Origin of the sequence: Tunturiibacter gelidiferens (assembly GCF_014201335.1) — a bacterium.
GTDB classification, from domain to species: Bacteria; Acidobacteriota; Terriglobia; order Terriglobales; family Acidobacteriaceae; genus Edaphobacter; species Edaphobacter lichenicola_E.
In genome coordinates this window covers 65,327-85,057 of sequence record NZ_JACHEB010000008.1, presented here as the reverse complement: position 1 = coordinate 85,057, position 19,731 = coordinate 65,327, and the positions used below count along the sequence as shown (strand labels likewise).

Annotated in this window: 14 protein-coding genes and 1 riboswitch; of the genes, 6 read left to right on the top strand and 8 right to left on the bottom strand. The window is 56.0% G+C overall.

Features of this window, described 5'->3' with window-relative positions; genetic code table 11:
- Window positions 1-84: 84 nt before the first annotated feature.
- The 5 genes from HDF14_RS16595 to HDF14_RS16575 form a co-directional block, all read right to left on the bottom strand.
- Window positions 85-870, bottom strand: coding sequence for a glycosyltransferase family 2 protein (locus tag HDF14_RS16595; RefSeq protein WP_183978801.1), 786 nt, complete (start codon window positions 868-870; stop codon window positions 85-87).
- A gap of 141 nt (window positions 871-1,011) precedes the next feature.
- Window positions 1,012-1,350, bottom strand: a complete 339-nt coding sequence (gene cyaY / locus HDF14_RS16590; RefSeq protein ID WP_183978799.1) for an iron donor protein CyaY — start codon at window positions 1,348-1,350, stop codon at window positions 1,012-1,014.
- A 9-nt stretch (window positions 1,351-1,359) separates the two neighbouring features.
- A complete protein-coding gene (crcB, locus tag HDF14_RS16585; protein WP_183978798.1) occupies window positions 1,360-1,782 on the bottom strand; it encodes a fluoride efflux transporter CrcB in 423 nt (140 codons plus the stop codon).
- A 34-nt stretch (window positions 1,783-1,816) separates the two neighbouring features.
- Window positions 1,817-1,882: riboswitch (Fluoride riboswitch) on the bottom strand.
- A gap of 94 nt (window positions 1,883-1,976) precedes the next feature.
- Window positions 1,977-3,842 carry a TIGR03118 family protein gene (locus tag HDF14_RS16580; RefSeq protein ID WP_183978796.1) on the bottom strand — a complete coding sequence of 622 codons (1,866 nt, stop codon included), beginning with the start codon at window positions 3,840-3,842 and terminating at the stop codon, window positions 1,977-1,979.
- Window positions 3,843-4,093: 251 nt separating this feature from the next.
- Entirely contained in the window at window positions 4,094-7,606 is a 3,513-nt protein-coding gene (locus HDF14_RS16575; RefSeq protein WP_183978794.1) for a TonB-dependent receptor, read from the bottom strand.
- A gap of 176 nt (window positions 7,607-7,782) precedes the next feature.
- On the opposite strand from HDF14_RS16575, the gene HDF14_RS16570 reads away from it, so the two are divergent.
- A complete protein-coding gene (locus HDF14_RS16570) occupies window positions 7,783-9,237 on the top strand; it encodes a sensor histidine kinase (RefSeq protein WP_183978792.1) in 1,455 nt (484 codons plus the stop codon).
- A gap of 1 nt (window position 9,238) precedes the next feature.
- A complete protein-coding gene (locus HDF14_RS16565) occupies window positions 9,239-9,937 on the top strand; it encodes a response regulator transcription factor (protein ID WP_183978790.1) in 699 nt (232 codons plus the stop codon).
- Between the two features lie 589 nt (window positions 9,938-10,526).
- On the opposite strand, the gene HDF14_RS16560 is transcribed toward HDF14_RS16565, so the two are convergent.
- Window positions 10,527-10,991, bottom strand: coding sequence for a single-stranded DNA-binding protein (locus tag HDF14_RS16560; protein ID WP_183978788.1), 465 nt, complete (start codon window positions 10,989-10,991; stop codon window positions 10,527-10,529).
- 385 nt (window positions 10,992-11,376) lie between these two features.
- On the opposite strand from HDF14_RS16560, the gene HDF14_RS16555 reads away from it, so the two are divergent.
- Both HDF14_RS16555 and HDF14_RS16550 read left to right on the top strand, forming a co-directional pair.
- Window positions 11,377-12,537, top strand: a complete 1,161-nt coding sequence (locus HDF14_RS16555; RefSeq protein ID WP_221304732.1) for a hypothetical protein — start codon at window positions 11,377-11,379, stop codon at window positions 12,535-12,537.
- Between the two features lie 7 nt (window positions 12,538-12,544).
- The gene (locus HDF14_RS16550) at window positions 12,545-15,673 is read left to right on the top strand and encodes a sensor histidine kinase (protein ID WP_183978786.1); all 3,129 of its coding nucleotides are present in this window, start codon (window positions 12,545-12,547) and stop codon (window positions 15,671-15,673) included.
- 18 nt (window positions 15,674-15,691) lie between these two features.
- On the opposite strand, the gene HDF14_RS16545 is transcribed toward HDF14_RS16550, so the two are convergent.
- Entirely contained in the window at window positions 15,692-17,005 is a 1,314-nt protein-coding gene (locus HDF14_RS16545; RefSeq protein WP_183978784.1) for an NCS2 family permease, read from the bottom strand.
- Between the two features lie 70 nt (window positions 17,006-17,075).
- Between HDF14_RS16545 and HDF14_RS16540 the strand changes: the two genes are divergently transcribed.
- Entirely contained in the window at window positions 17,076-17,588 is a 513-nt protein-coding gene (locus HDF14_RS16540) for a cupin domain-containing protein (protein ID WP_183978782.1), read from the top strand.
- A gap of 80 nt (window positions 17,589-17,668) precedes the next feature.
- Window positions 17,669-18,724: a HoxN/HupN/NixA family nickel/cobalt transporter gene (locus HDF14_RS16535; protein ID WP_183978780.1), complete on the top strand. Its 1,056-nt coding sequence runs from the start codon at window positions 17,669-17,671 to the stop codon at window positions 18,722-18,724.
- A 124-nt stretch (window positions 18,725-18,848) separates the two neighbouring features.
- On the opposite strand, the gene HDF14_RS26090 is transcribed toward HDF14_RS16535, so the two are convergent.
- On the bottom strand, window positions 18,849-19,649 hold the full coding sequence (locus HDF14_RS26090) for a hypothetical protein (protein WP_221304731.1): 801 nt from the start codon (window positions 19,647-19,649) through the stop codon (window positions 18,849-18,851).
- Between the last annotated feature and the right edge of the window lie 82 nt (window positions 19,650-19,731).

Genomic DNA, 19,731 nt, shown 5'->3' with positions numbered 1-19,731 from the left:
CTTTTCGTCCATTCCGCAAATTCGGTAACGGACGTATCGCGGTTGAATGCGTCTTCGGAATTACAAGTTTTCCGCGAAGGTGTTTCAGCGGTTGCGGACGGTCTGCCAGGCTTTGGCGTGTTGCCAGCTGGTATAGGTGGAGTGATAGAGGTGAAGCAGGAGGCCTTCGCGGCCGTCGAGGAAGCCGAGGCGGAGGAGATAGTTTCGGAAGAAGGTAAGGATGGGACGGATTAGGACGTTGTGAAGGAGAGCGAGACGGCTGTGGCTGGTGTGGCCTTTGTCGATGATGGTTTGTGCACCGAGGGTGCTGTAGCGGTTGAGGCTTTCAATGTAGCTCTCGATGGTGGGGTAGGCGTGGTGGACGATGTCATGCTTGAGGGTTTCGGTGACGCCGTCGAGGGCGATGGTCTCGTGGACGGGCCGGTCGGTGAAGCGGGCGGGAGGAGCGAAGTTGGCAGAGTGGCGGCGGAAGAGACGGAGATGCGGGTCGGGGTAGAAGCCACCGTGGCGAATCCAGCGACCGAGGAAGAGGTTGCGACGGCGGAGGAGGTAGGCATCGGCGGTCGGGTTGCCGGAGAGCACGGCGCCGATCTCGGTCTGGAGTTCGGGGGTGAGGGCTTCGTCGGCGTCGAGGGAGAGGATCCAAGTTCCGGTGCATTGCTCGATCGCGAAATTCTTCTGACGGGCGAAACCTTGCCAGGGTTCGAGGAAGAGTTTGGCTTTGAAGGAGGCGGCGATCTCGAGGGTGCGGTCGGTGGAGCCGGAGTCGACGACGATGATCTCGTCGGCGAATTGGACGCTGGCGAGGGTCCGGGCCAGATTGGCCTCTTCGTTGAGCGTGATGATGGCTACGGACAGCTTCGGCGTCATGATGGCTATCTCATCTTCCCAGCTACGGGAGCGGAGTCGTAGGAGATTGTGTGTTTTCTACCCCGGGGCGGATTGGCTGGGGTGGTTGGGCAATTCTAACTTGCTTTGCTCGAAGTGGCGCTGGATTTGTTTGGATCGGCGCTAGGGGAGGGTGATGCTGGGGTCGTTGAGGTGCTCGCGGAGCAGGCGCTGGGTGAGGGTTTTGAGGTCTTCTCCGGTCTTCGTGAGTGTGAAGGCGTTGGTGGCTTCAGCCCACTCCAGTTTGTAGCTGGTGGATTGAGCGGAGATCCAAACCTGACGGATTGGAGTGTTGGGGGTGATGACGAACTTGCTGGAGCCGTTCTCGAAGATGATGTTCATGACGCCGTTGTTGTCTTCGAATTCGAAGCCTGCGTCGTCGTCCTCGGCGGAGATGAGAGATTGCTTGAGGGACTCGAGGGCTTTGTCGGACACGCGGCGGAAGGTGGCTTCGTCGATCATGTGGTTAGTTTACCCGGTATATTCCTCTTGAGCCGTTTCGGCGATGGCCTGCGCTGGGGTGGAACGGTGAGCGAGCATGTGGCCGGCGGCGACTGCGGCGACGCATAAGACGACAGAGAGAAGAACGTTTGCCAACGCTCTGCCCCAGGCGCCGGAGCGCATGAGGTCGAAGGTCTGAAGGCTGAAGGAGGAGAAGGTGGTGAAGCCTCCGCAGATGCCGACCATGACAAAGAGGCGAAGGTTGTCGGAGGCAGGGAAGCGGCCGTTTTGTAGAGTGAGTGTGCCGAAGTATCCAATGACGAAGGAGCCGAGCACGTTGATAAGGACTGTGCCGAAGGGAAAGCCGATGCTGTAGGTGATAGTGAGACGCGTGATGGCGTAACGCAGAAGTCCGCCTAACGCACTGCCGATTGTGACCCAGAGATATGACATCGTCTGCCTCGTTGTTCCTCAGATTAAGAAGATCGAATTGGCAGAGGTCATCAGCCGGATCTGTACGGCGGTTTTGGGAGACCTCATTCCCATCCACTTATCGTACCAGTATTGCTGCGGTGTTTTTATTTGCTCCGATACGAAAAAGCGGCCGCCCCATGTTGCGGGCGGCCGTGAGGAAGGACGTCTGTTGACTACTGCACTGTGAGTGCAATGGTCGTGTTCTGGGTGAGGCTTCCGGAGGTGGCCGTGATGGTCACCATCTGTAAGCCAGCCGGGGTGCCGGGGGTTGCCGGTGTGGTGGGCGCGGTGGGAGCTGGGGTAGAGGCGACTGGTGCCGGGGTTGAAGAGCCGGAGCAGCCGACTACTACGCCGGTGGAGATGACGAGAAGAGCGAAGAGACTCAGCAACTGCAAGGGGGTTGACTTGCCGATGGCGCGTCTGCGGGTGAAGACAAGGAGAGAACCGAAGGGCAGAAGGAATGCAACAGTGATGGCGGCTGGGCCTTTGGTCCAGGGATTGTTCTTTTGGAGGTGGGCCATGCCGGCCGCAGTCTGGATGGTTACGGTGCTGGTGACTGCTGCTGTGGGTGTGACCGAGAGCGTGCTGGGCGAGAAGGTGCAGGTGACACCGACCGGACCGCTGCAGGACAAGGCTACGTTGCCGCTGAAGCTGTTGGTGGGTGCGACGCTGATGGTTGCTGTGGTGGAGTTGCCTGCAGTGACAGTGGCAGCGGAGGTTGATGCGCTGAAGCCGAAGGCTGCAGGGGCGGTGGAGGCCGTGGTGTTGGCGATTCCGGCGAAGAGGCCGTGGGCTTCGTTGGTGAGGCCAGCGGCGATGTAGAGGGTGTTGGGATCCCCTGCGCCTGCGGGGGTCGCGTTGCTTTGGCCGAAGACGATCTCCCAGAGAGATGCGAAGGCGAGAGGCTTGCCAGTTGCGTCGGTGAGCTGTCCGAGGAAGGCGAAGGTGGTGGGGTTGTAGACGTTGATGAGGCCGTCGCCGAAGTTGCCGACGAGGAGGTCGCCGCCGAAGATGCCGAAGCCCGTGGGGGCGATGGCTACTCCCCAGGGCGCGTTGAGGTTGCCGCCGGTGATAGCGCGTGAGACGAAGTTGCCGTTGAGATCGAATACGTCGACGATGCCGTTACCCGCGCCTACGGTCTGGGCGTAGCCGATGGCTGCGGCGCGAGGTCCCGATGAGGAGATGGCATAGGGTCCCACGATTGGCGAAGGTGTGGGGGTTGGCGCTGGAGTTGGTGTGGGCGCTGGGGTCGGAGTCGGCGTTGGTGCGGCGGGTGAAGCGGTGTTGGTGGCGCGCAGGGCGTAGGTGATGAAGACCTGATTGCCGATGACGTGTACGGCGAAGGGCGCGTAGTTGGCGGGAAGGTTGGTGTCGGTGAATGCGCCGGCGAGTTTTGCGGGCTTGAAGTTGGTGTCGTAGACCTCGATGTCGGTGCCGGCGCCGAAGTTTGCGGCGAGGAGGAAGGTGCCGGTGGAGTTGGTGAGCTGTGCGATGTCGGTGTAGTCGGCGTTGGCGGCGCTGTTGTTGAGGGCGATTTGAGCGATGCTGTTGGTGGTGCCCAGAGCTGCGTTCCAACCGCTGATGGTGCCGTCGAGCGTGGAGAAGAGGAAGGTTGCAGCGGAGCCATTAGGCAGCTTGAAGTTCGTTGTGGAGGAGTTGAAAATGGTGCCGGTGGGAGTGCCTGTACCGGCGCCGGCGGCGGTGGGGATGGTTACCTTGAAGGGGATGGTTCCTGTCGCTGTGGCGACGTAGTCGAGGCCGGTCGCCTGGGTGTTGATCCAGAAGGCAGGGCCGACGGAGACACCCCACGGATTGATGAACTGGGGATCTGTAACGGCGGCGGTTACTGATCCGTCGGAGAGAATGTTGGTTGCCTGGTAGGAGCCGGCAGTTTGAGCACGGGCTGCAACCGTGAGAGAGGAGGCTGCGAGGAGAAGAGTGAGGAGATTTTTTGCGTTGGATTGAATGAAAGTGCGGGGACCGCGACGCGAGGTGAGCTTATTTGCTGCAGGGGCCGAAGAACAAGAATTGTTTAACATGATCTCTCTTTTTTCTCTGCGGATGATGCAGATTGCTTGCCGGATGAAAGACACAGGTCCGGTCAAGTTGAAGAGTAGAGAGAGAAGAGAGGGGATTTGTCAGGAGGTAGTCAGACGCGAGTCATTTCATTGCACTATCTTAAGTTGTTGTACGCGGAGGGACACTACCCTTGGCGTACCGGCCTCAGGCGGGGCGAAGTATCTTGATACTCCGCCCCGGCCCAACGCCACTGGCTTTGCCTCCACTTGATCTAGAATTCAACTCGTAAGGCGATCTGACCTGTACGGTTCCCAGCGTTTTCTGCCGTCTGGGCGGCGGTAAGCACGCCAAACGAGGACTGACTGCTTATGTTCGTCGGTGGCGGTGCATAGTTAGTGCGGTTGAGGACGTTGGTAAACGTCGATTCGAAGCGCAGGCGCCAGTTTTCTCTGACAGCGATCATCTTGGCCAGGCCAGCGCTGACTGCGATCGTGCCGGGCGCCTCGAGAGTACCGACCCCAGCGTTGCCAACCCGTCCCGCATTGAGCGGCGTGTGGGCAAACGCATTGAAGTTGAAATAATTGCTCGCAGACCGATTAGCGGGAATTGGATTGCCGACCCTATCAGGGCGGACAATCGATCCATCTCCTGCCGGATCGGTGTTGGTCTGGTCAGCGGTAATGCTGTCGGTTGGAGTCAGGTACGGCCCCGTTTGCAGCAGCGTGATTGTGTTGACATTCCAACCGCCAAGTATGCCGCCGACAACGGGTGAAGAGTTCAACCATTGCCGTCCCTTGCCGAATGGCAGCTCGTACGTCCCTACTACAAGAAGACGCTGACGCCGCGTCCCGACAACATTGCCGCGGTTTTCACTGACGTCGAAGCGATTGAGATCCGCAAGACCATAGCGAGTCTCGCCCTGGAACGCGGTAGGAGCATCGCCCTGAGCGTCGCTAATATTGTGGGTCCAGGAATAGTTGGCCTGATAGGACAGCCCCCTTCCCGTTCGGTGAGTAGCTTCCAACTCAAGCCCCTGGTAGTTCTGGCCACCAAGGTTATTCGTCGAGAAGATGACTCCCCAATTCTGGAATGGAGCGTTGGCGAAGTTATAGGGTGTGGCGCTGGGTCTGGTCTGATTCAGGTTCTCCGTGACGTTGAGCCGGTAGGAGTTCATGCCCACGTAGCTGACGCGCACCGAGGTGCTGTTGGTGAGCTCTCGTTCAACCGTCAGGTTCCACTGTGCCGATTGCGCATCACGGTATCGCGGATTTGTAGCCTGCTCCAGCTCTCCTCCACCAAACTGGAATCCTGCGCCAGGTGGCGTGACCTGTGGGAAGGCAAAAATTGGCACACCGTTGTTGTTGTTCTGCCAGGTGTTGACGGCGGCTTGGGGGTTGCTCTCATTGTTGTTTTGTAGTTGCCCCAGTGCGGTCACCGTGAATATCCCGAAGCCGGCGCGAACTACCGTCTTATTGTCAGGCCTGTAAGCGAAGCTGACGCGTGGGTCAAAGTTACGAAGATACGTCTGCCGGAGACCAGTCGACACGCCATCCTGACTATTTGTAACCACAGGAGTACATGTAGCAGGGTTGTAGTTCGGGTTGACACCGGCTAAACCACAGGCGTCAAACGAGGCCAGAAAGTCGGGAGCCGGCTTGAGGCCATTCAGCAGGATGTTGTTTACGAGAACCGCGCCCTGTCCGTTCGCACCCGGTCCGTTGTAGTTAGGATCGAAGTTCGCCTGAATTCCGTTCTTGTCGACGAACGGAGGAAGGAGTTCCCAGCGCAGACCGAAGTTGAGCGTCAGGCGATCATTTATCTGCCACTGATCCTGTCCATAGATGCCCGTCTGAGCGCCGCCTGCATCATCTCTCGGCCCAGTTACTGCGAAGTAGGTGGTGTTGGGAGCGCCAAGCAGAAGATCGCCAAAGGAGCTTCCGGTAAACGTGTTTTGATTGAAGGTGAATAGACCATAGTCATCCGAGGGCGTCTCGATCTCCGGCACAGCGAAGCGCACCCAACGAACATCGACACCGGCACGAATGGTGTGCCTGCCACGGCTGTAAGTGAAATTGTCCGCAATCTGTTTGGTTGTGGACTGAGTCGGTCCGACGTGGTCTCTGCCGATTGGAGTGAAATTGGTTCCGTCGGAGAAGACGATGCTGGGGAATCCCTGATCTGTTGGATGGTTGGAAACGTTTACGCCCTGGGCACCACCTACTTGAAGATTCAGGCCTTGAAGAGCTGCCGCACCTTCAATTCCGAAGTTCGGGGATAGAATCGTGTCGGTGAAGCCATAGCGAAACTCATTCAGAAATCGACTGCTGATTACGTAGTTGTGGGAGATGAGGAAGCTACGATCGTGTTCGCTATCCACGTCGTTTGGCAATAGCGGATTGACAACGTTGACAGTAAGATTTTTTCGGTTGAAGCGCGCATATACCTGCTGCTTCGACGTAAGGACCTGATCAAGACGAGCGTCGAACCCATCTGTATTCGATGGAATCGGAACCAGTGTCTGGTAGTTGACGCCACCGACGGTGGAAGGCAGGTTCGGAAGCGGGTAGTACTTGTTGAGCAGCGCCGTTGCGAAGGGGCTGATATTTGGAATGGTAAAGTTCGGGTACGGTTGTCCAGTGGACGGGTTAGTCAAGACTCCGTTAGGAAGAGTGGATGCAAGCTCACTTAAGTTTCCTGTTCTTTCGAGTGCAGTCGGTACTGTGTACTGCTCTGCTTGCGACGTCCGTCTCCTATTACCCTCGTAGTCAACGAAGAAGAATGTTTTGTCGTGGCCGTTATAGAGATGCGGAATAACTACCGGACCACCAATACTGCCGCCAAATGTATTGAACTGTTTTGGGGCCTTCTCCGCGAAGTTCAACACGCGAGCATCGAGTGCATCGTTCTGAAGATATTCGAAGAGGCTTCCATGAAGGTTGTTCGTTCCGCCTCTGGTCGTGAATGTGACATCACCTACCTGCGCAAACTCAGCATTGTTGTTGAATGCTGTTACTTTCAGTTCCGCGATTCCCTCGGCCGAAGGATACGGATTTGCACCGGCGGCGCTGTTGAAGACGTTTGTCGTTGAGATTCCGTCGACAGAGAAGCCGATCATGTTGGAGGTTGCGCCACCAATGGCAATATTTCCCTGACTATCCTGTTGCACGTTCGAAGAAGTAGTTAGTGCACTCAATGGGCTGGTGGTTGAAGCGCGGAAATTCAATGGCAATTGGCCTATTTCGCCATTTCCCTTGGAGTCTCCGATCACACCGTTCTCTGTATTGACCTGGGTTGCCGAAGAGGTGACCTCCACGGTGGTGGCCTGTTGGGCAATCGTCATCACGAGCGTGTACCGAAGGTCCTGTCGAGCGGCCAGAGTGGCGCCGGAGACGATTGTGTCGGCGAATCCATCGTGCTTCGCACGGATGCTGTATCTGTTCGCAAGGACGTTATCAAATTCATAACTACCGGAAGCATCCGCCGTCGTCGTGCGGTCAGTATTTTCATCGATGCTGTGTAGGGTGATCTGCGCATCTGGGATTGCGGCGCCAGTGCTGTCCTGAACAATTCCGCGAATACTGCCAAATGTAGATTGCGCCTCCAAGCGAGAGTTGCTGATGCAGAGCAGCACGACAAGGATAGTCAACAAGGTTGTTAGATAGTGCTTTTGAGCGATTCGCGATTTTGTTGCCTGCTGGGCGAGCGAGGGGATTGCCTCCAAAGACATCAAAGAATAAGAAGTAGAGGGTGAAACGGGACGTATGGTTCCTCTGTAAGAGGCCATGGTTTTTCTCCAGTCTGTCAGCACAAATCGGCTGCCATGCCTTATCAAAGACGACATCCCATGACTAGGACCTAAGTGAGATAGGAACATTTATGGTTTGCTTATAACTTTCTTCATCTCCACGCAGAGGAGCGCGAGAATTGCGAGTAAATCGGCAGTATTCTAATAAGTAAGAGATGAAGTACACGCAAGTCACCAAGCGCCTGCTGCATACCGTTGCGATGATTCCGGTTATTTCATTGCTTACAGGCGCTATCTATCTGATTCACGGCAAGGCATTGACCGCGGGTCTTATCGAATTAGTTCTTGTGATGTTGATCGCGTTCCGATGGGGATTTCCTGAAGCGGCAGTCGCCTCAGTATTGTCGGTCGCATGCCTTGACTACTTCTACATGCCACCCATCTTTTCACTCCTTGAACATGACCCTCAGGACTGGATCTCATCGGCAATATTTGTCACTGTAGCTTTGACGGCTGGTCACTTTGCAGACCGGATTACGGGGAAGGCCTTACAAACTGAGAGTGAACGGACAAGGCTGGAGAAGCTCTATCTGACGAGCAGGGACATTTTGATGTTGGACCGTCGTGATGAAGTGGGCGCACAGCTAACAAGACTGATTGCTGATACGTTTCATGCTGATGCGGTGGCCCTGTGGGACGCGCGCGAAGTGCGAATGGACAGGGCAGGGAAAGATACAATTCCGGACGATGAAGTTCGCGCAACGTATTTTCACGAGCTTTGTGAGAATGACCTAGTATCTTGCAAATTCAAGCGCGTGTTGAGACTGGGGACCAGGCCTGTCGGCGCAATCTACATCGCAGGCTCTTCTGGTGAGAGCTGCCTGGATCCTCGATCCGTGGATGCGATTGCTTCTCTCTCGGCGATTGCTCTGGAGAGGGCGTATTGCTTTGCCGCGGAGAGTAATGCTGAAGCTGCAAAGCGGAGCGAACAGTTGAGGTCGACCGTTCTCGACGGTTTGGCTCACGCATTCAAGACGCCGCTGGCCACGATCCAGAGCGCAAGTTCGGGACTGCTGGAGATTAGCCGCCTTGAATATCCGGAGAGAGAACTCGTGTCTCTCATCGATGAACAGGCGACACGTTTAGCTAAGCTGACTGATCAGGTGCTGCGAACCGCTGAGTTAGATGAGGGGCAATTAAAGGTGGAACGCGAGAGGCTCTCTCTGGATCAATTGTTCCGCGATTGTAGAGCACAAGTCGCCCATAGCTTGATGGATCATCCTCTACGGACCATCGACGAAACACGGGGAAGCTGTGTGTGGGCGGACGGACGTTTGCTTGAAATGGCGCTTTTGCAAATGCTCGACAACGCTTCGAAATATGGGAGTCCCGGTTCGCCAATCACGCTCCGTGTGAGGTCGACCGACACGGAGGTAGTGTTCAACGTGCAGAACGAAGGATCTTTTATCGCCCCTGAAGAGAGGCTTCGCATTTTTCAGCGCTTTTACCGGTCCCCCGGGTCTCAACATAAGGCGCCAGGGACTGGCATCGGACTTTCTGTCACGAAACGTATTGCTGAGGCGCACACCGGCAGAGTGTGGGTTGAATGCGAGTCTGAGGTAAACACTACGTTCTCGTTCGCGCTACCTCTCATTCACAGGGAGGCCTGATATGGACGACTCACAAGGAAGAGTACTGATTGTAGAAGACGACACCGCGCTGCGACGCAGCCTGCGCACCACTCTTGACGTCATAGGCTTCGACATAGGCGAGGCCGGCAATGGAGAAGATGGCCTCACCCGTCTGCGCATGGTGGATTATGAGGCAGTGCTGCTGGATATTAATATGCCTGGTATTGGAGGGATAGAAACCTGTCGACGCATCAGGCGTGCGTATACGAAATTGCCGATTCTTATGCTGACGGTTCGTGACAGTGAAGATGATAAAGTCGAGGCGTTGGAGGCGGGCGCGGACGACTATGTGACTAAGCCATTTCAGACGCGCGAGCTAGTAGCCAGGATACGTGCCGCTATTCGTAGATTTCGGGCACCCGAAACTCCGGCCGAGATGCCCATCCGATATGGAGCCATAACGCTTGATCCGGTTCGACGGCGCGTCGAGCGATCCGGGATTGAGGTCCATTTGACGCCACGTGAATTCGATGCTCTTCAGCTTCTGATGGCGCATGCTGGTCGGCCGGTTATGCATGCTCGAATACTTGCGGCACTACGTGGTCCTGATAACGGAAATGATCGTGCGTACCTACGCGTCCTCATTGGCCAGCTTCGCAAGAAACTCGAAGACGATCCCGCGAATCCAACTTATATCCTGACAGACAGCTACATTGGATATCGCTTTCGCGAGCCCTAGCCGTTTGGATTTCCGTTGGTCACAGTCGACGCAGGGCTCATGTGATCGCGCTGGCTTTGGAAACACCCATTTGGTTGCATAGTCTGTAGAGGTTGCACGAACCTTGTCTGAAAAGAAGTCTCGCCCCAAAAGGCGAGAGCTCGCGAGAGGACATGCGCGGAGATACCGCCCTCAGTAAGACTGTGTCGTGAGCGACACGGATGAGTCATAGCGCTGCAAGCGTGTTCTCAAGATCTGATTTTTAATCAGTAGCTCATTGATTAGTTGGCAAAGGCTGTACCACTTCGCTTGGGAGAGCATGTCCCCTGTCGACGTATCTTCTTGAAGAATCGAGTATCCGCTGTGCATAATCTCCTCCCTGCACTGAAAAGTACACGGAGGCACCGAGCTCGTCTACGCCCTATCGAGTCGGATTAAAGACTCCTTTTGAGGGGTATCTGAGCAGAGGAAGAAGTTGTGAGAGTTCGTTGGCAGTAGAAGTGAAATCCGAGTTTTCAACTTCATCGCGTGGAGGAGAGAACATTGATTCACCTCCTCCACACTTGTCTCCTCTCTCGGGGAGTTAAGAGACACGACGGATGAGAGATTTCTAGAAGGGGATGTCGTCGTCGGTGATGCCTACGTCGGCGTAGTCGGGTTGGCTGGAGGGGGGGCGCTGGTCGTAGCTGGCGGTGTTGGATTTGGAGTAGCCGCCGCTGGAGGCACCTTCGCCAGCCGGTTTTCCGCCGAGGAGGGTGAGCTCGTTGACGAGGATCTCGGTCTTGTACTTCTTCTCGCCGCTTGTCTTGTCGTCCCAGGAGCGGGTCTGAATTTTGCCTTCGACGAGGATCTGCGAGCCCTTTTTGACGTAATCGCGGACGACCTCAGCGGTGCGCTGGAAGCAGACGATATTGTGCCACTCGGTCTTGTCTGTCCAGTTGCCCTGGGCATCTTTCTGCCGGTCGGCGGTGGCCAGAGAGAAGCTGGCGACGGTCATGCCGCCGGTGGTGGAACGGATCTCGGGGTCTTTGCCGACGTTGCCGAGGAGGAAGACTTTATTGACGCCCTTTGCCATGTGAAGAACTCCGGTGGTGTTGCTTTACGAAAGTGATGTCGCTGCCCAAGGTGGGCTGGTTGGACTGCCTCAGGTTGGGCCCCCTGGAACGTCGTCCGCGGGGACTTCGGTGCTTAAACTGCGCTGCTTCAGATCTATGTTGCAAGATCCAGCCGCATCTTTGCTGGCGGAAGACCATATCTTACACCATGAGGAGCATGGCTTTTCGATGACTCGGATTCGTTGCCGCAGATGAAGTTCGCATACTGGGAGAGGCAGAGGTCTGGAGTTTTTCTTTTGCTGGAAGTGGACTTAACGACGGTCGCACTTGTTGATGGGAGGGGGGTTGGATGGACTATGATTGCTATCTCAACGTAGAAGACTGCAATTGTTCCGGAGGGTTTCTGTGGTGCAAGATCACGTGACTGCTTCAATGAACGGCTTCCGGCTTCATCATCGACTGGGGTGTGGATTGCGGCTGATGTGGAAAGCTGCCTCGTTGGGTTCGATTGGATTTGCGGTTTGTCTTACGGTATCCCTGTTTTTGCTTGCCGGCTGCCACTCCAAGCAAGGGGCGGCCGGTCCGGTAGTTGAATTTACGACGATTCCTCCGGCCGCGCAGGGAGGTCGTGAGCGAGTGGATACGATCTCGGGGCGTGTCACGGGAGCCAAGCCGGGTCAGCGAGTTGTGATTTATGCGATGAGCGGGCCGTGGTGGGTTCAGCCGTGGCCCGACCAGCCGTTCCTTTCCATACAGCCGGACTCGAGCTGGAGTACGTCGAGCCATCTTGGATTTAAATACGCTGCTTTGTTGGTTGACCCTGGGTATCATCCGCCGGCCACGATGGATGTAGCGCCCGTACCGGGCGGTGCAGTTGTTGCGTTGAAGATTGTGGACGGCGTTGGCACACCTCAGATCGCGCCTACCGTGCCGATTAAATTCAGCGGATATGACTGGGATGTACGGACGATCGCAGGGGATCGCGGCGGAACGAACAGTCTCTATGATGGTGACAATGCATGGGTCGATAAGGACGGGGCGCTCCACCTCCGCATCAAGAAAAAAGGAAACAAGTGGTCCTGTGCGGAAGCGGTGCTGTCACGCAGCCTGGGGTATGGGACTTATATTGTGACGGTGCGAGACACGTCTCAACTGGATCCTGCTGCCATTCTGAGTTTGAATACGTTCGACGATTGGGGTGGAGAGCAGAACTATCGCGAGTTGGACGTTGAGTTGGGCCGTTGGGGGGACGCCACCAACAAGAACAATGCGCAATTCGCGGTACAGCCCTTCTATGTTCCTGGAAATGTGGCTCCGTTTGTGGCTCCGGCTGGTGTTTTGACTCACTCCTTTCATTGGGAGCCGGGACGCGTGAAGTTTGTCACCGTTCGAGGGCAATCAACGCATCAAGGCGCGCCGGTTGTGTCGGAACATTTGTTTACGTCGGGGGTGCCGTCCTCTGGCCACGAAAAGATGCAGTTTCTCTTCTACGTGGTTGCGAGTGATAAGAATCCAATGCAGAAAGACGACGAAGTTGTTCTGGAGAAGTTCGAGTATCTTCCGTGATGAAGTTATGAACGTTCCTCGGTTTGCCGGCAAGGTGGTGGCGGTGCTGTTGGTGATGTGCTTCGCCCACACGGTTTATGCTGTCGATCCAAATCGGGCTATTTCGCAGTACATTCGGGAGAGTTGGGGGCTAGAGAGAGGTTTTACGGGCGGGTCCGTGAACTCGATCGCTCAGACCGCAGATGGGTATCTCTGGATTGGGACAGCGAAGGGCCTGATTCGTTTCGATGGAGCAAACTTTCGCGTCTATCAGGAGAGTCCAAGGTCAATTCCGATTGGCCCGGTGCAGGAATTGATTGCCGATTCTCAGTCGAATTTATGGATTCTTCTGGAGAACACGAAGATTCTGCGATACCACGACGGAAAGTTTGATCCCGGCCACAATGAAGCAGAGGTTGGAATTACATCTCTCGGACGGGGAAGAGATGGTTCAGCTCTGCTCTCCTCGCTGACGTTGGGGCCACTGAATTATCGCGGGGCAAGCTATCAGACTCTTATCGCTCCTGATGCGAGATCGGACTCTTCCACAAGCTCGGTGACGAATGACGAACTTTCCAGTCGATTGAGTTGGGCAACCGGTGTAGCCACGCACCGATTCGCCAAACCGAGCACCGAGGTGATCGCGGTAGCGGAGACAACAGACGGGATTGTCTGGTTAGGGACACGGGATAAAGGCCTCTTCTACTTGAAAGGCGGGAGAGTCTATGACGTTCCGCAGGGAGTGGGCGACGGAAGTATCAATTGTCTTCTTCCAATGGAGCATGGCGAACTGTGGATTGGTACCGATCGAGGTGTGCTGCGTTGGACGGGTTCGAAACTTACTCGTGAAGGCCTGCCGTCTGCACTCGGGAGTGCACAGGTTCTTTCAGCGATTCGTGATCGGGATGGAAATATCTGGATGGGGACCACTCATGGTTTACTGCGGTTCAACTCCCATGGGGTTTCTTATGATGGCGGGACGACGACTCAGTCAGGGCATGCAGTGAACTCTCTCTTTGAGGATCGAGAGGGAGATATCTGGATTGGAACGACGCAGGGCATTGAACGGCTCCGAGACAGCTCTTTTATGAGTTTTGCGATCGCGAAGGGTTCACCCGAAAGGAGTGGTGGACCTGTGTATGTCGATGGGGATGGACGTGCGTGGTTTGCTCCTCTCGATGGTGGGTTGCGCTGGATGAAGGATGGGCATATCGAGAGTGTGAGTGCTGCGGGTTTGGATAAAGATGTGGTCTATTCCATCGCAGGACGCGGTGACGAGGTGTGGGTGGGGCGACAAAGAGGCGGGCTCACGCAGTTGCGTGTTCGCAGTGGCGGCATGGATGCCAGAACCTACACTCATGCGGAGGGACTGCCTCAGGACAGTGTGTATGCGGTTGCTCTGAATCGCAACGGATCGGTGTGGGTCGGGACTCTGAGCGGCGGCGTAGGTGAGTTGAAAGACGGTAAATTTACTTCCTACACGACGACGAATGGGATGCCGTCGAATAACGTAACTGCGATGACGGCAGGCTCTGACGGTACTATGTGGTTTGGAACGCCGATTGGTCTTACTTCATTGTCGCGTGGGCAATGGCAAAACTATACCGAGACACAGGGGCTGCCGTCGCGCGATATAGATTGCTTGTTTGAGGACTCGGCCCACGTGCTCTGGGTCGGAACGCCATCTGGTATTGGATATTTCACCTCCAATGTCGGACATATTCCCCGTGATGTACCCCGTTCGCTGCAGGAGCAGATCTTCGGCATTGCTGAGGACAGGAGTGGATGGCTTTGGATTGCAACGTCCAATCATGTTATGCGTGTGAAGCGCGACAGCCTGCTGAACGGCAGAGTCCAGGAGGAGGATGTACGGGAGTATGGGCTGGCCGATGGATTGAATGGTGTGGAGGGCATCAAGAGACAGAGATCGGTGATTGCAGATTCGTCTGGGCGCATATGGTTTTCGATGAATCACGGATTGTCGGTGGTGGATCCTAGTCGAGCGGCGAAGGACGGAGCGCTCGTGGTTGCGAAGATCGATGCTGTCTCAGTGGATGGTGTTCCGATCGATTTAGCGGAGTCTGTTCGCATCCCATCTGTTCGCCAGCGAGTTGCGTTCAGCTTTTCGGGTGTGAGCCTTTCGATGCCTGAGCGCGTGCGGTATCAGTATCACCTTGACGGGTTCGATCGAGGCTGGAGTGGAGCGGTTGCGGCGCAGGAAGCTGTGTATACGAATCTCGATCCGGGTTCCTACACGTTCCGCGTGATCGCCAGTAATAGCAATGGAGCTTGGAATCGAGATGGACCCTCCTTAAATCTGACAATCGTTCCGGCGTTCTACCAGACGAGCTGGTTTCTTTTGCTGTGCGCGGCAGCGGTGGGGACCCTTGCGTGGGCTGTCTATCAGTGGCATGTGGGGCAGGTGACGGCGCGGATGGATATCCAATTTATTGAGCGTCTCTCGGAACGAACGAGGATCGCTCGAGAGCTTCACGACACGCTGTTGCAAAGTTTCCAGGGATTGATTCTGCATTTTCAGACGGCGCGGGATCTTCTTCCGAAAGATCCTTTGGAGGCTGGGAAGAATCTCGACGCCGCTCTGGAGAGCGCGGACCAGGCGATGGTGGAAGGACGCAACGCGATCTATGACATACGAGGGTCTACGCTGGTCGATGACGATCTTGCTCATACGATCACCTCTCTCGGGAATGAACTTGGGGCCAACCGGGTAGGAGGGAATTCGCCGAACTTTTCTGTTGTTGAGGAAGGCACAGCGAAGCCGCTAGATCCAATCTTTCGAGATGACGTTTATCACATCGTTCGAGAGGCGCTGCGAAACTCCTTCAAGCATAGTGAAGCGCAGAATATCGAGGCGGAGATTACGTATGGGAAGAGGCTGCTTCGCGTGCGAATTCGGGACGATGGCAAGGGCATTGACCGAAAGGTTCTTGAGGAAGGAGAGCGTGCCGGGCATTGGGGACTGCCTGGGATGCGGGAGCGCGCCAAACGGATTAGCGGACAGCTGGCGGTGTGGAGCGAGCCCGGAGTGGGAACCGAGGTTGAGCTGAACCTTCCCGGGTCGCTTGTTTACGAATCGGGTTCCTCTCAACTTCTGCTTCGATTCTTCCGGAGGAACGGAACGAGAGATAAGGGCTAGTGATGGATTGGCTGCGGGCTATTTGCGAACGAGGAAGATGAAACGAAGAAGGAAGAGGGCAGCGAGGAGATAGAGCATCCAGTCACGACGGCGGGCGCGGCCTGTGAGGAGTTGAAGAAGAGCATAACTGGTGAGGCCGAAGCTTAGGCCGTCGGCTATGGACCATGTGAGGGGGATGGTGGCGACGGTGAGGAAGGCGGGGATGCCAATCTGCGGGTCGTCCCAGTCGATTTCGCCGAGACCGGTAAGCATAAGACCACCGACGAGGATGAGAGCGGGTGCGGTCGCGAAGGTGGGGATTGCTCCGACGAATGGCACGATGAAGAGAGAGAGAAAGAAAAGGATTCCGGTGACGATGGCGGTGACGCCTGTGCGGCCTCCTGCGGCGACTCCGGCGGAGGATTCGACGTAGCTGGTGACGGTGCTGGTGCCGGCGAGGGAGCCGAGAATGGTTGAGGATGCGTCGGCGAAGAAGATGCGGTTCAGGCGCGGGATCGTGTGGTCGGGCGCGATGAGGCCGGCGCGCTGGGTGACTGCGACGAGAGTGCCGATGTTGTCGAAGAGGTCGACAAAGAGGAAGACAAAGATGATTTCGAAGGCACCGACGTGGAGCGCGCCGAGGATGTCGAGGTGGAAGGCAGTTGCCTTGATGGCAGTGAGGTCGTAGGTCGCGGGTTGCCAATGGACCTGGTGGCAGAGTACGCCTACGAACATGGTGGTGAGGACGCCGATGAGCATGGAGGCTCTGACGCGGAGGACCTGGAGGAGAGCGATGAGTAAGAGGCCGAAGATGGCGAGTGCGGTTTGCGGTGCGCGGACGTTGCCGAGGGTGACGGTGGTGGCGACGCTGGGGACGATGATGCCTGCGTTGCGGAAACCGATGAAGGCGATGAAGAGGCCGATGCCTCCGCCGACTGCGGCATGGAGTTGATGAGGGATGGCCGCGACGAGGCGCTGGCGAATGCCGGTGAAGGTGAGGGCGAGAAAGATGATTCCAGAGAGAAAGACGGCGCCGAGTGCCGTTTGCCAGGGGATGCCCATTCCGAGGACGACGGTGTAGGTGAAGTAGGCGTTGAGGCCCATCCCGGGTGCGAGGGCGAGGGGGTAGTTGGCGAGCGCTCCCATGAGGATGCTGCCGAAGGCCGCGCAGAGACACGTTGCGGTGGTGATGGCGGCGAGGGGCATGCCGGTTTTGCTGAGCAGCGAAGGGTTCACGAAGATTATGTATGCCATCGTGATAAAGGTTGTGAGACCTGCGAGGATTTCTGTGCGCCAGTTCGTGGCGTGGGCGGAGAAGCCGAAGTAGTGCTCCAGGCGAGTGCGGATGGGCATCAGGTCAGGCTCCTGTGAGGCGGGAAACTAGAATGGGTGGAGTAATTCAGAATAGCGTGAGAGGGCATCGATGACGGCAGAGGATGTCAAAAAAATACTCGGGTTGCAGCCGCATCCGCGAGAGGGCGGTTGGTATGTGAGGACGTATGAGGCCGCTGAGAAGTTGGGGATCGAGGCTTTTGAGGATAAGAGATATGAAGGGGCACGGCGGACGGGGACTGCGATTTATTACCTGTTGGAGCCAGATACGTTCAGTGAGATGCACCGTCTGAAGTCGGATGAGGTATTTCATTTTTATGCGGGGGACGCGGTGGAGATGCTGCAGTTGACCGAGAAAGGGAAAGGCGCGATGGTGGTGATTGGGAACGATCTCTTGCGTGGGCAACGGCCCCAGGTGATCGTTGAGAGAGATGTGTGGCAGGGGTCGCGTTTGGTGGAGGGAGGACGTTGGGCGCTGCTGGGATGCACGGTCAGTCCGGGGTTTGAGTTTGAGGACTATGAGGCTGGCGTGAGGGAAGAGCTTTGTGGAGCGTGGCCTGACTTTGCGCCGGAGATCAGGGCTTTGACGAGGGAGAATTCCTGAACGCGGAAGTATCAACGGCGCTCTATAGAATGTTGTACGGAGATTCAAAACGGATCGTGCAGTTTAGGTCAAAAGATTAGATGAAACATCTGCTGAGGAGTGCGCTCGACCATGTCGCGGCCAATACGAGGCGCAGGGTCGTGGCTATTTACGTGGTTTTGCTGATGATGAATGTGTCCGCCTGGGTGTGGGCGCTTATTGCATTTCGACATTATCCGGTTCTATTGGGTACCGCGTTTCTGGCTTATAGTTTTGGTCTTCGGCATGCGGTGGATGCCGATCACATCGCAGCTATCGACAATGTGACGCGAAAATTGATGCAGGAAGGGAAGCGTCCGGTTGCAGTGGGATTCATGTTTTCCCTTGGGCATTCGACGATCGTGGTGTTAGGGTCTATTGCCCTCTCTGCTACAGCACTGTCACTGCAACATCGGCTGAATGCGGCGAAACACATCGGTGGGGTGGTTGGGACGTTAGTCTCAACACTTTTTCTTTTCGGGATCGCCATCGTGAATATGACCGTTCTGCGATCGGTGTATCTTGCGTTCCGACGAGTTCGCCGCGGGGAGCGTTACGTTGAAGAAGATTTTGATTTGTTGCTGGGAAGCCGGGGATTTCTTTCTCGTCTGTTTCGTCCGATGTTCGCGTTGATTCGTCGAAGCTGGCATATGTATCCACTTGGGATTTTGTTTGGGCTGGGATTCGACACGGCGACGGAGATTGGGGTGCTCGGTCTTTCGGCCTCAGAGGCTGCGCGGGGATTGTCGCTTTGGTCCGTTCTGGTTTTTCCGGCGCTGTTTGCGGCGGGGATGTCTCTGGTCGACACCACGGACAATGTTTTGATGCTTGGCGCGTATGGGTGGGCTTTTGTGAAACCGATTCGCAAGATTTACTACAACATGACAATCACTCTGATATCGGTGGTTGTCGCGGTAATGGTCGGAGGGATTGAAGCGCTTGGACTAATTGCAGATCAGTTCCATTTCCACGGAACTTTTTGGGATTTTATTGGAACTCTCAATGAGAATTTTGGGACATTAGGTTACGCCATTATTGGACTCTTTGCCTTGAGCTGGATCGCCTCGATCTGGTTTTACAGGTGGCGCCGCTTCGACGAATTGGAAGTGAGAACGTGATCGAGAATGTTAGTGGCTGGAGTTGTGATTCGTCTTCCAATTGTCGAGAAGAGTTAAGGCAAAACTAAGAGGGCAGCTCGAGGTTCGCTGCCCTCTTTGTTTGCTGTTGGTTGAAGATGCAGGTCTATGGGTAGATCACAACGGGATTCAATGAACCGCCGTTAGCGATGCTTGCTGTTGTACCTTGCCCATTTATGACGTGTGTGATCTGCCCGCTGCCATTGAGGAAGACCGTGCCAACGTCGTTGATTTGGATTCCCTTGGTGGTGGGAACGGTCATTGCGTTGTCTTCGATGATGTTGATCCCTTGGTTGAAGAAGGAGTAGATCCCGAAGCCATAGGCCTGATGGCCGGACGCAGAGTTAGACACTACGTAGGATGGATAGCCATTAGCTTTTCCGTCGGTCCAGGCGCCCTGGCTCGGTGGATCGTAGGGCAGCTCGCTTTGATAGAAGATGGTTTCGCCACCGTTGCCGTTCCACAGAACCTGTTCCTTCTGGTAGTGCTCGACGAAGAGACCGAGCGCGGTGACATTGTCGCCGTTGACGACTAGGCCGTGATCCGCAGTATTTACTATCCAGCCGACTCCGGCGCCATGGTCGGCGCGCCATGCCCAGATGTCGTCGAGCAGGACGTCGTTGCTGTTGATTTCGATGCTGGTGGTGGCGCTTCCGGCGGTGGCACCGCCGATGCGGAAGAAGACGTCGCTGAGGGAGGACGGATTCGAGGCGTGATTACCAAAGAGGTTGATTCCGAAGCGATCAGCGAAGCTTCTCAACCTCGAGTTGCCAAGTTGAACCAGCGTCGAAGAGTTGACTGGGCCTGCATCGACGATCAGGCCGGTGATCTGCACTCCATCTACATCTGTGACTGTGAGAGCGGGCCTTCCAGTTTGCGGAACGAGCGTCGCGAAGCCGAGGCCCATCACGATGGTGTTGGGGTAGAGGACGCGGATGGAGTCTTTTAGTTGGTAGACGCCTGGAGTGAGAATGAGGCTCTTGCCCAGG

Excerpts from the sequence above, each read along its gene's own strand:
- HDF14_RS16595 (WP_183978801.1), bottom strand. The coding sequence starts at position 870 with ATGACGCCGAAGCTGTCCGTAGCCATCATCACGCTCAACGAAGAGGCC.
- HDF14_RS16570 (WP_183978792.1), top strand. The coding sequence starts at position 7,783 with ATGAAGTACACGCAAGTCACCAAGCGCCTGCTGCATACCGTTGCGATG.
- cyaY (WP_183978799.1), bottom strand. The coding sequence starts at position 1,350 with ATGATCGACGAAGCCACCTTCCGCCGCGTGTCCGACAAAGCCCTCGAG.
- crcB (WP_183978798.1), bottom strand. The coding sequence starts at position 1,782 with ATGTCATATCTCTGGGTCACAATCGGCAGTGCGTTAGGCGGACTTCTG.
- HDF14_RS16550 (WP_183978786.1), top strand. The coding sequence starts at position 12,545 with ATGAACGTTCCTCGGTTTGCCGGCAAGGTGGTGGCGGTGCTGTTGGTG.
- HDF14_RS16535 (WP_183978780.1), top strand. The coding sequence starts at position 17,669 with ATGAAACATCTGCTGAGGAGTGCGCTCGACCATGTCGCGGCCAATACG.
- HDF14_RS16575 (WP_183978794.1), bottom strand. The coding sequence starts at position 7,606 with ATGGCCTCTTACAGAGGAACCATACGTCCCGTTTCACCCTCTACTTCT.
- HDF14_RS16540 (WP_183978782.1), top strand. The coding sequence starts at position 17,076 with ATGACGGCAGAGGATGTCAAAAAAATACTCGGGTTGCAGCCGCATCCG.
- HDF14_RS16560 (WP_183978788.1), bottom strand. The coding sequence starts at position 10,991 with ATGGCAAAGGGCGTCAATAAAGTCTTCCTCCTCGGCAACGTCGGCAAA.
- HDF14_RS16580 (WP_183978796.1), bottom strand. The coding sequence starts at position 3,842 with ATGTTAAACAATTCTTGTTCTTCGGCCCCTGCAGCAAATAAGCTCACC.
- HDF14_RS16565 (WP_183978790.1), top strand. The coding sequence starts at position 9,239 with ATGGACGACTCACAAGGAAGAGTACTGATTGTAGAAGACGACACCGCG.
- HDF14_RS16545 (WP_183978784.1), bottom strand. The coding sequence starts at position 17,005 with ATGCCCATCCGCACTCGCCTGGAGCACTACTTCGGCTTCTCCGCCCAC.
- HDF14_RS26090 (WP_221304731.1), bottom strand. The coding sequence starts at position 19,649 with ATGGGCCTCGGCTTCGCGACGCTCGTTCCGCAAACTGGAAGGCCCGCT.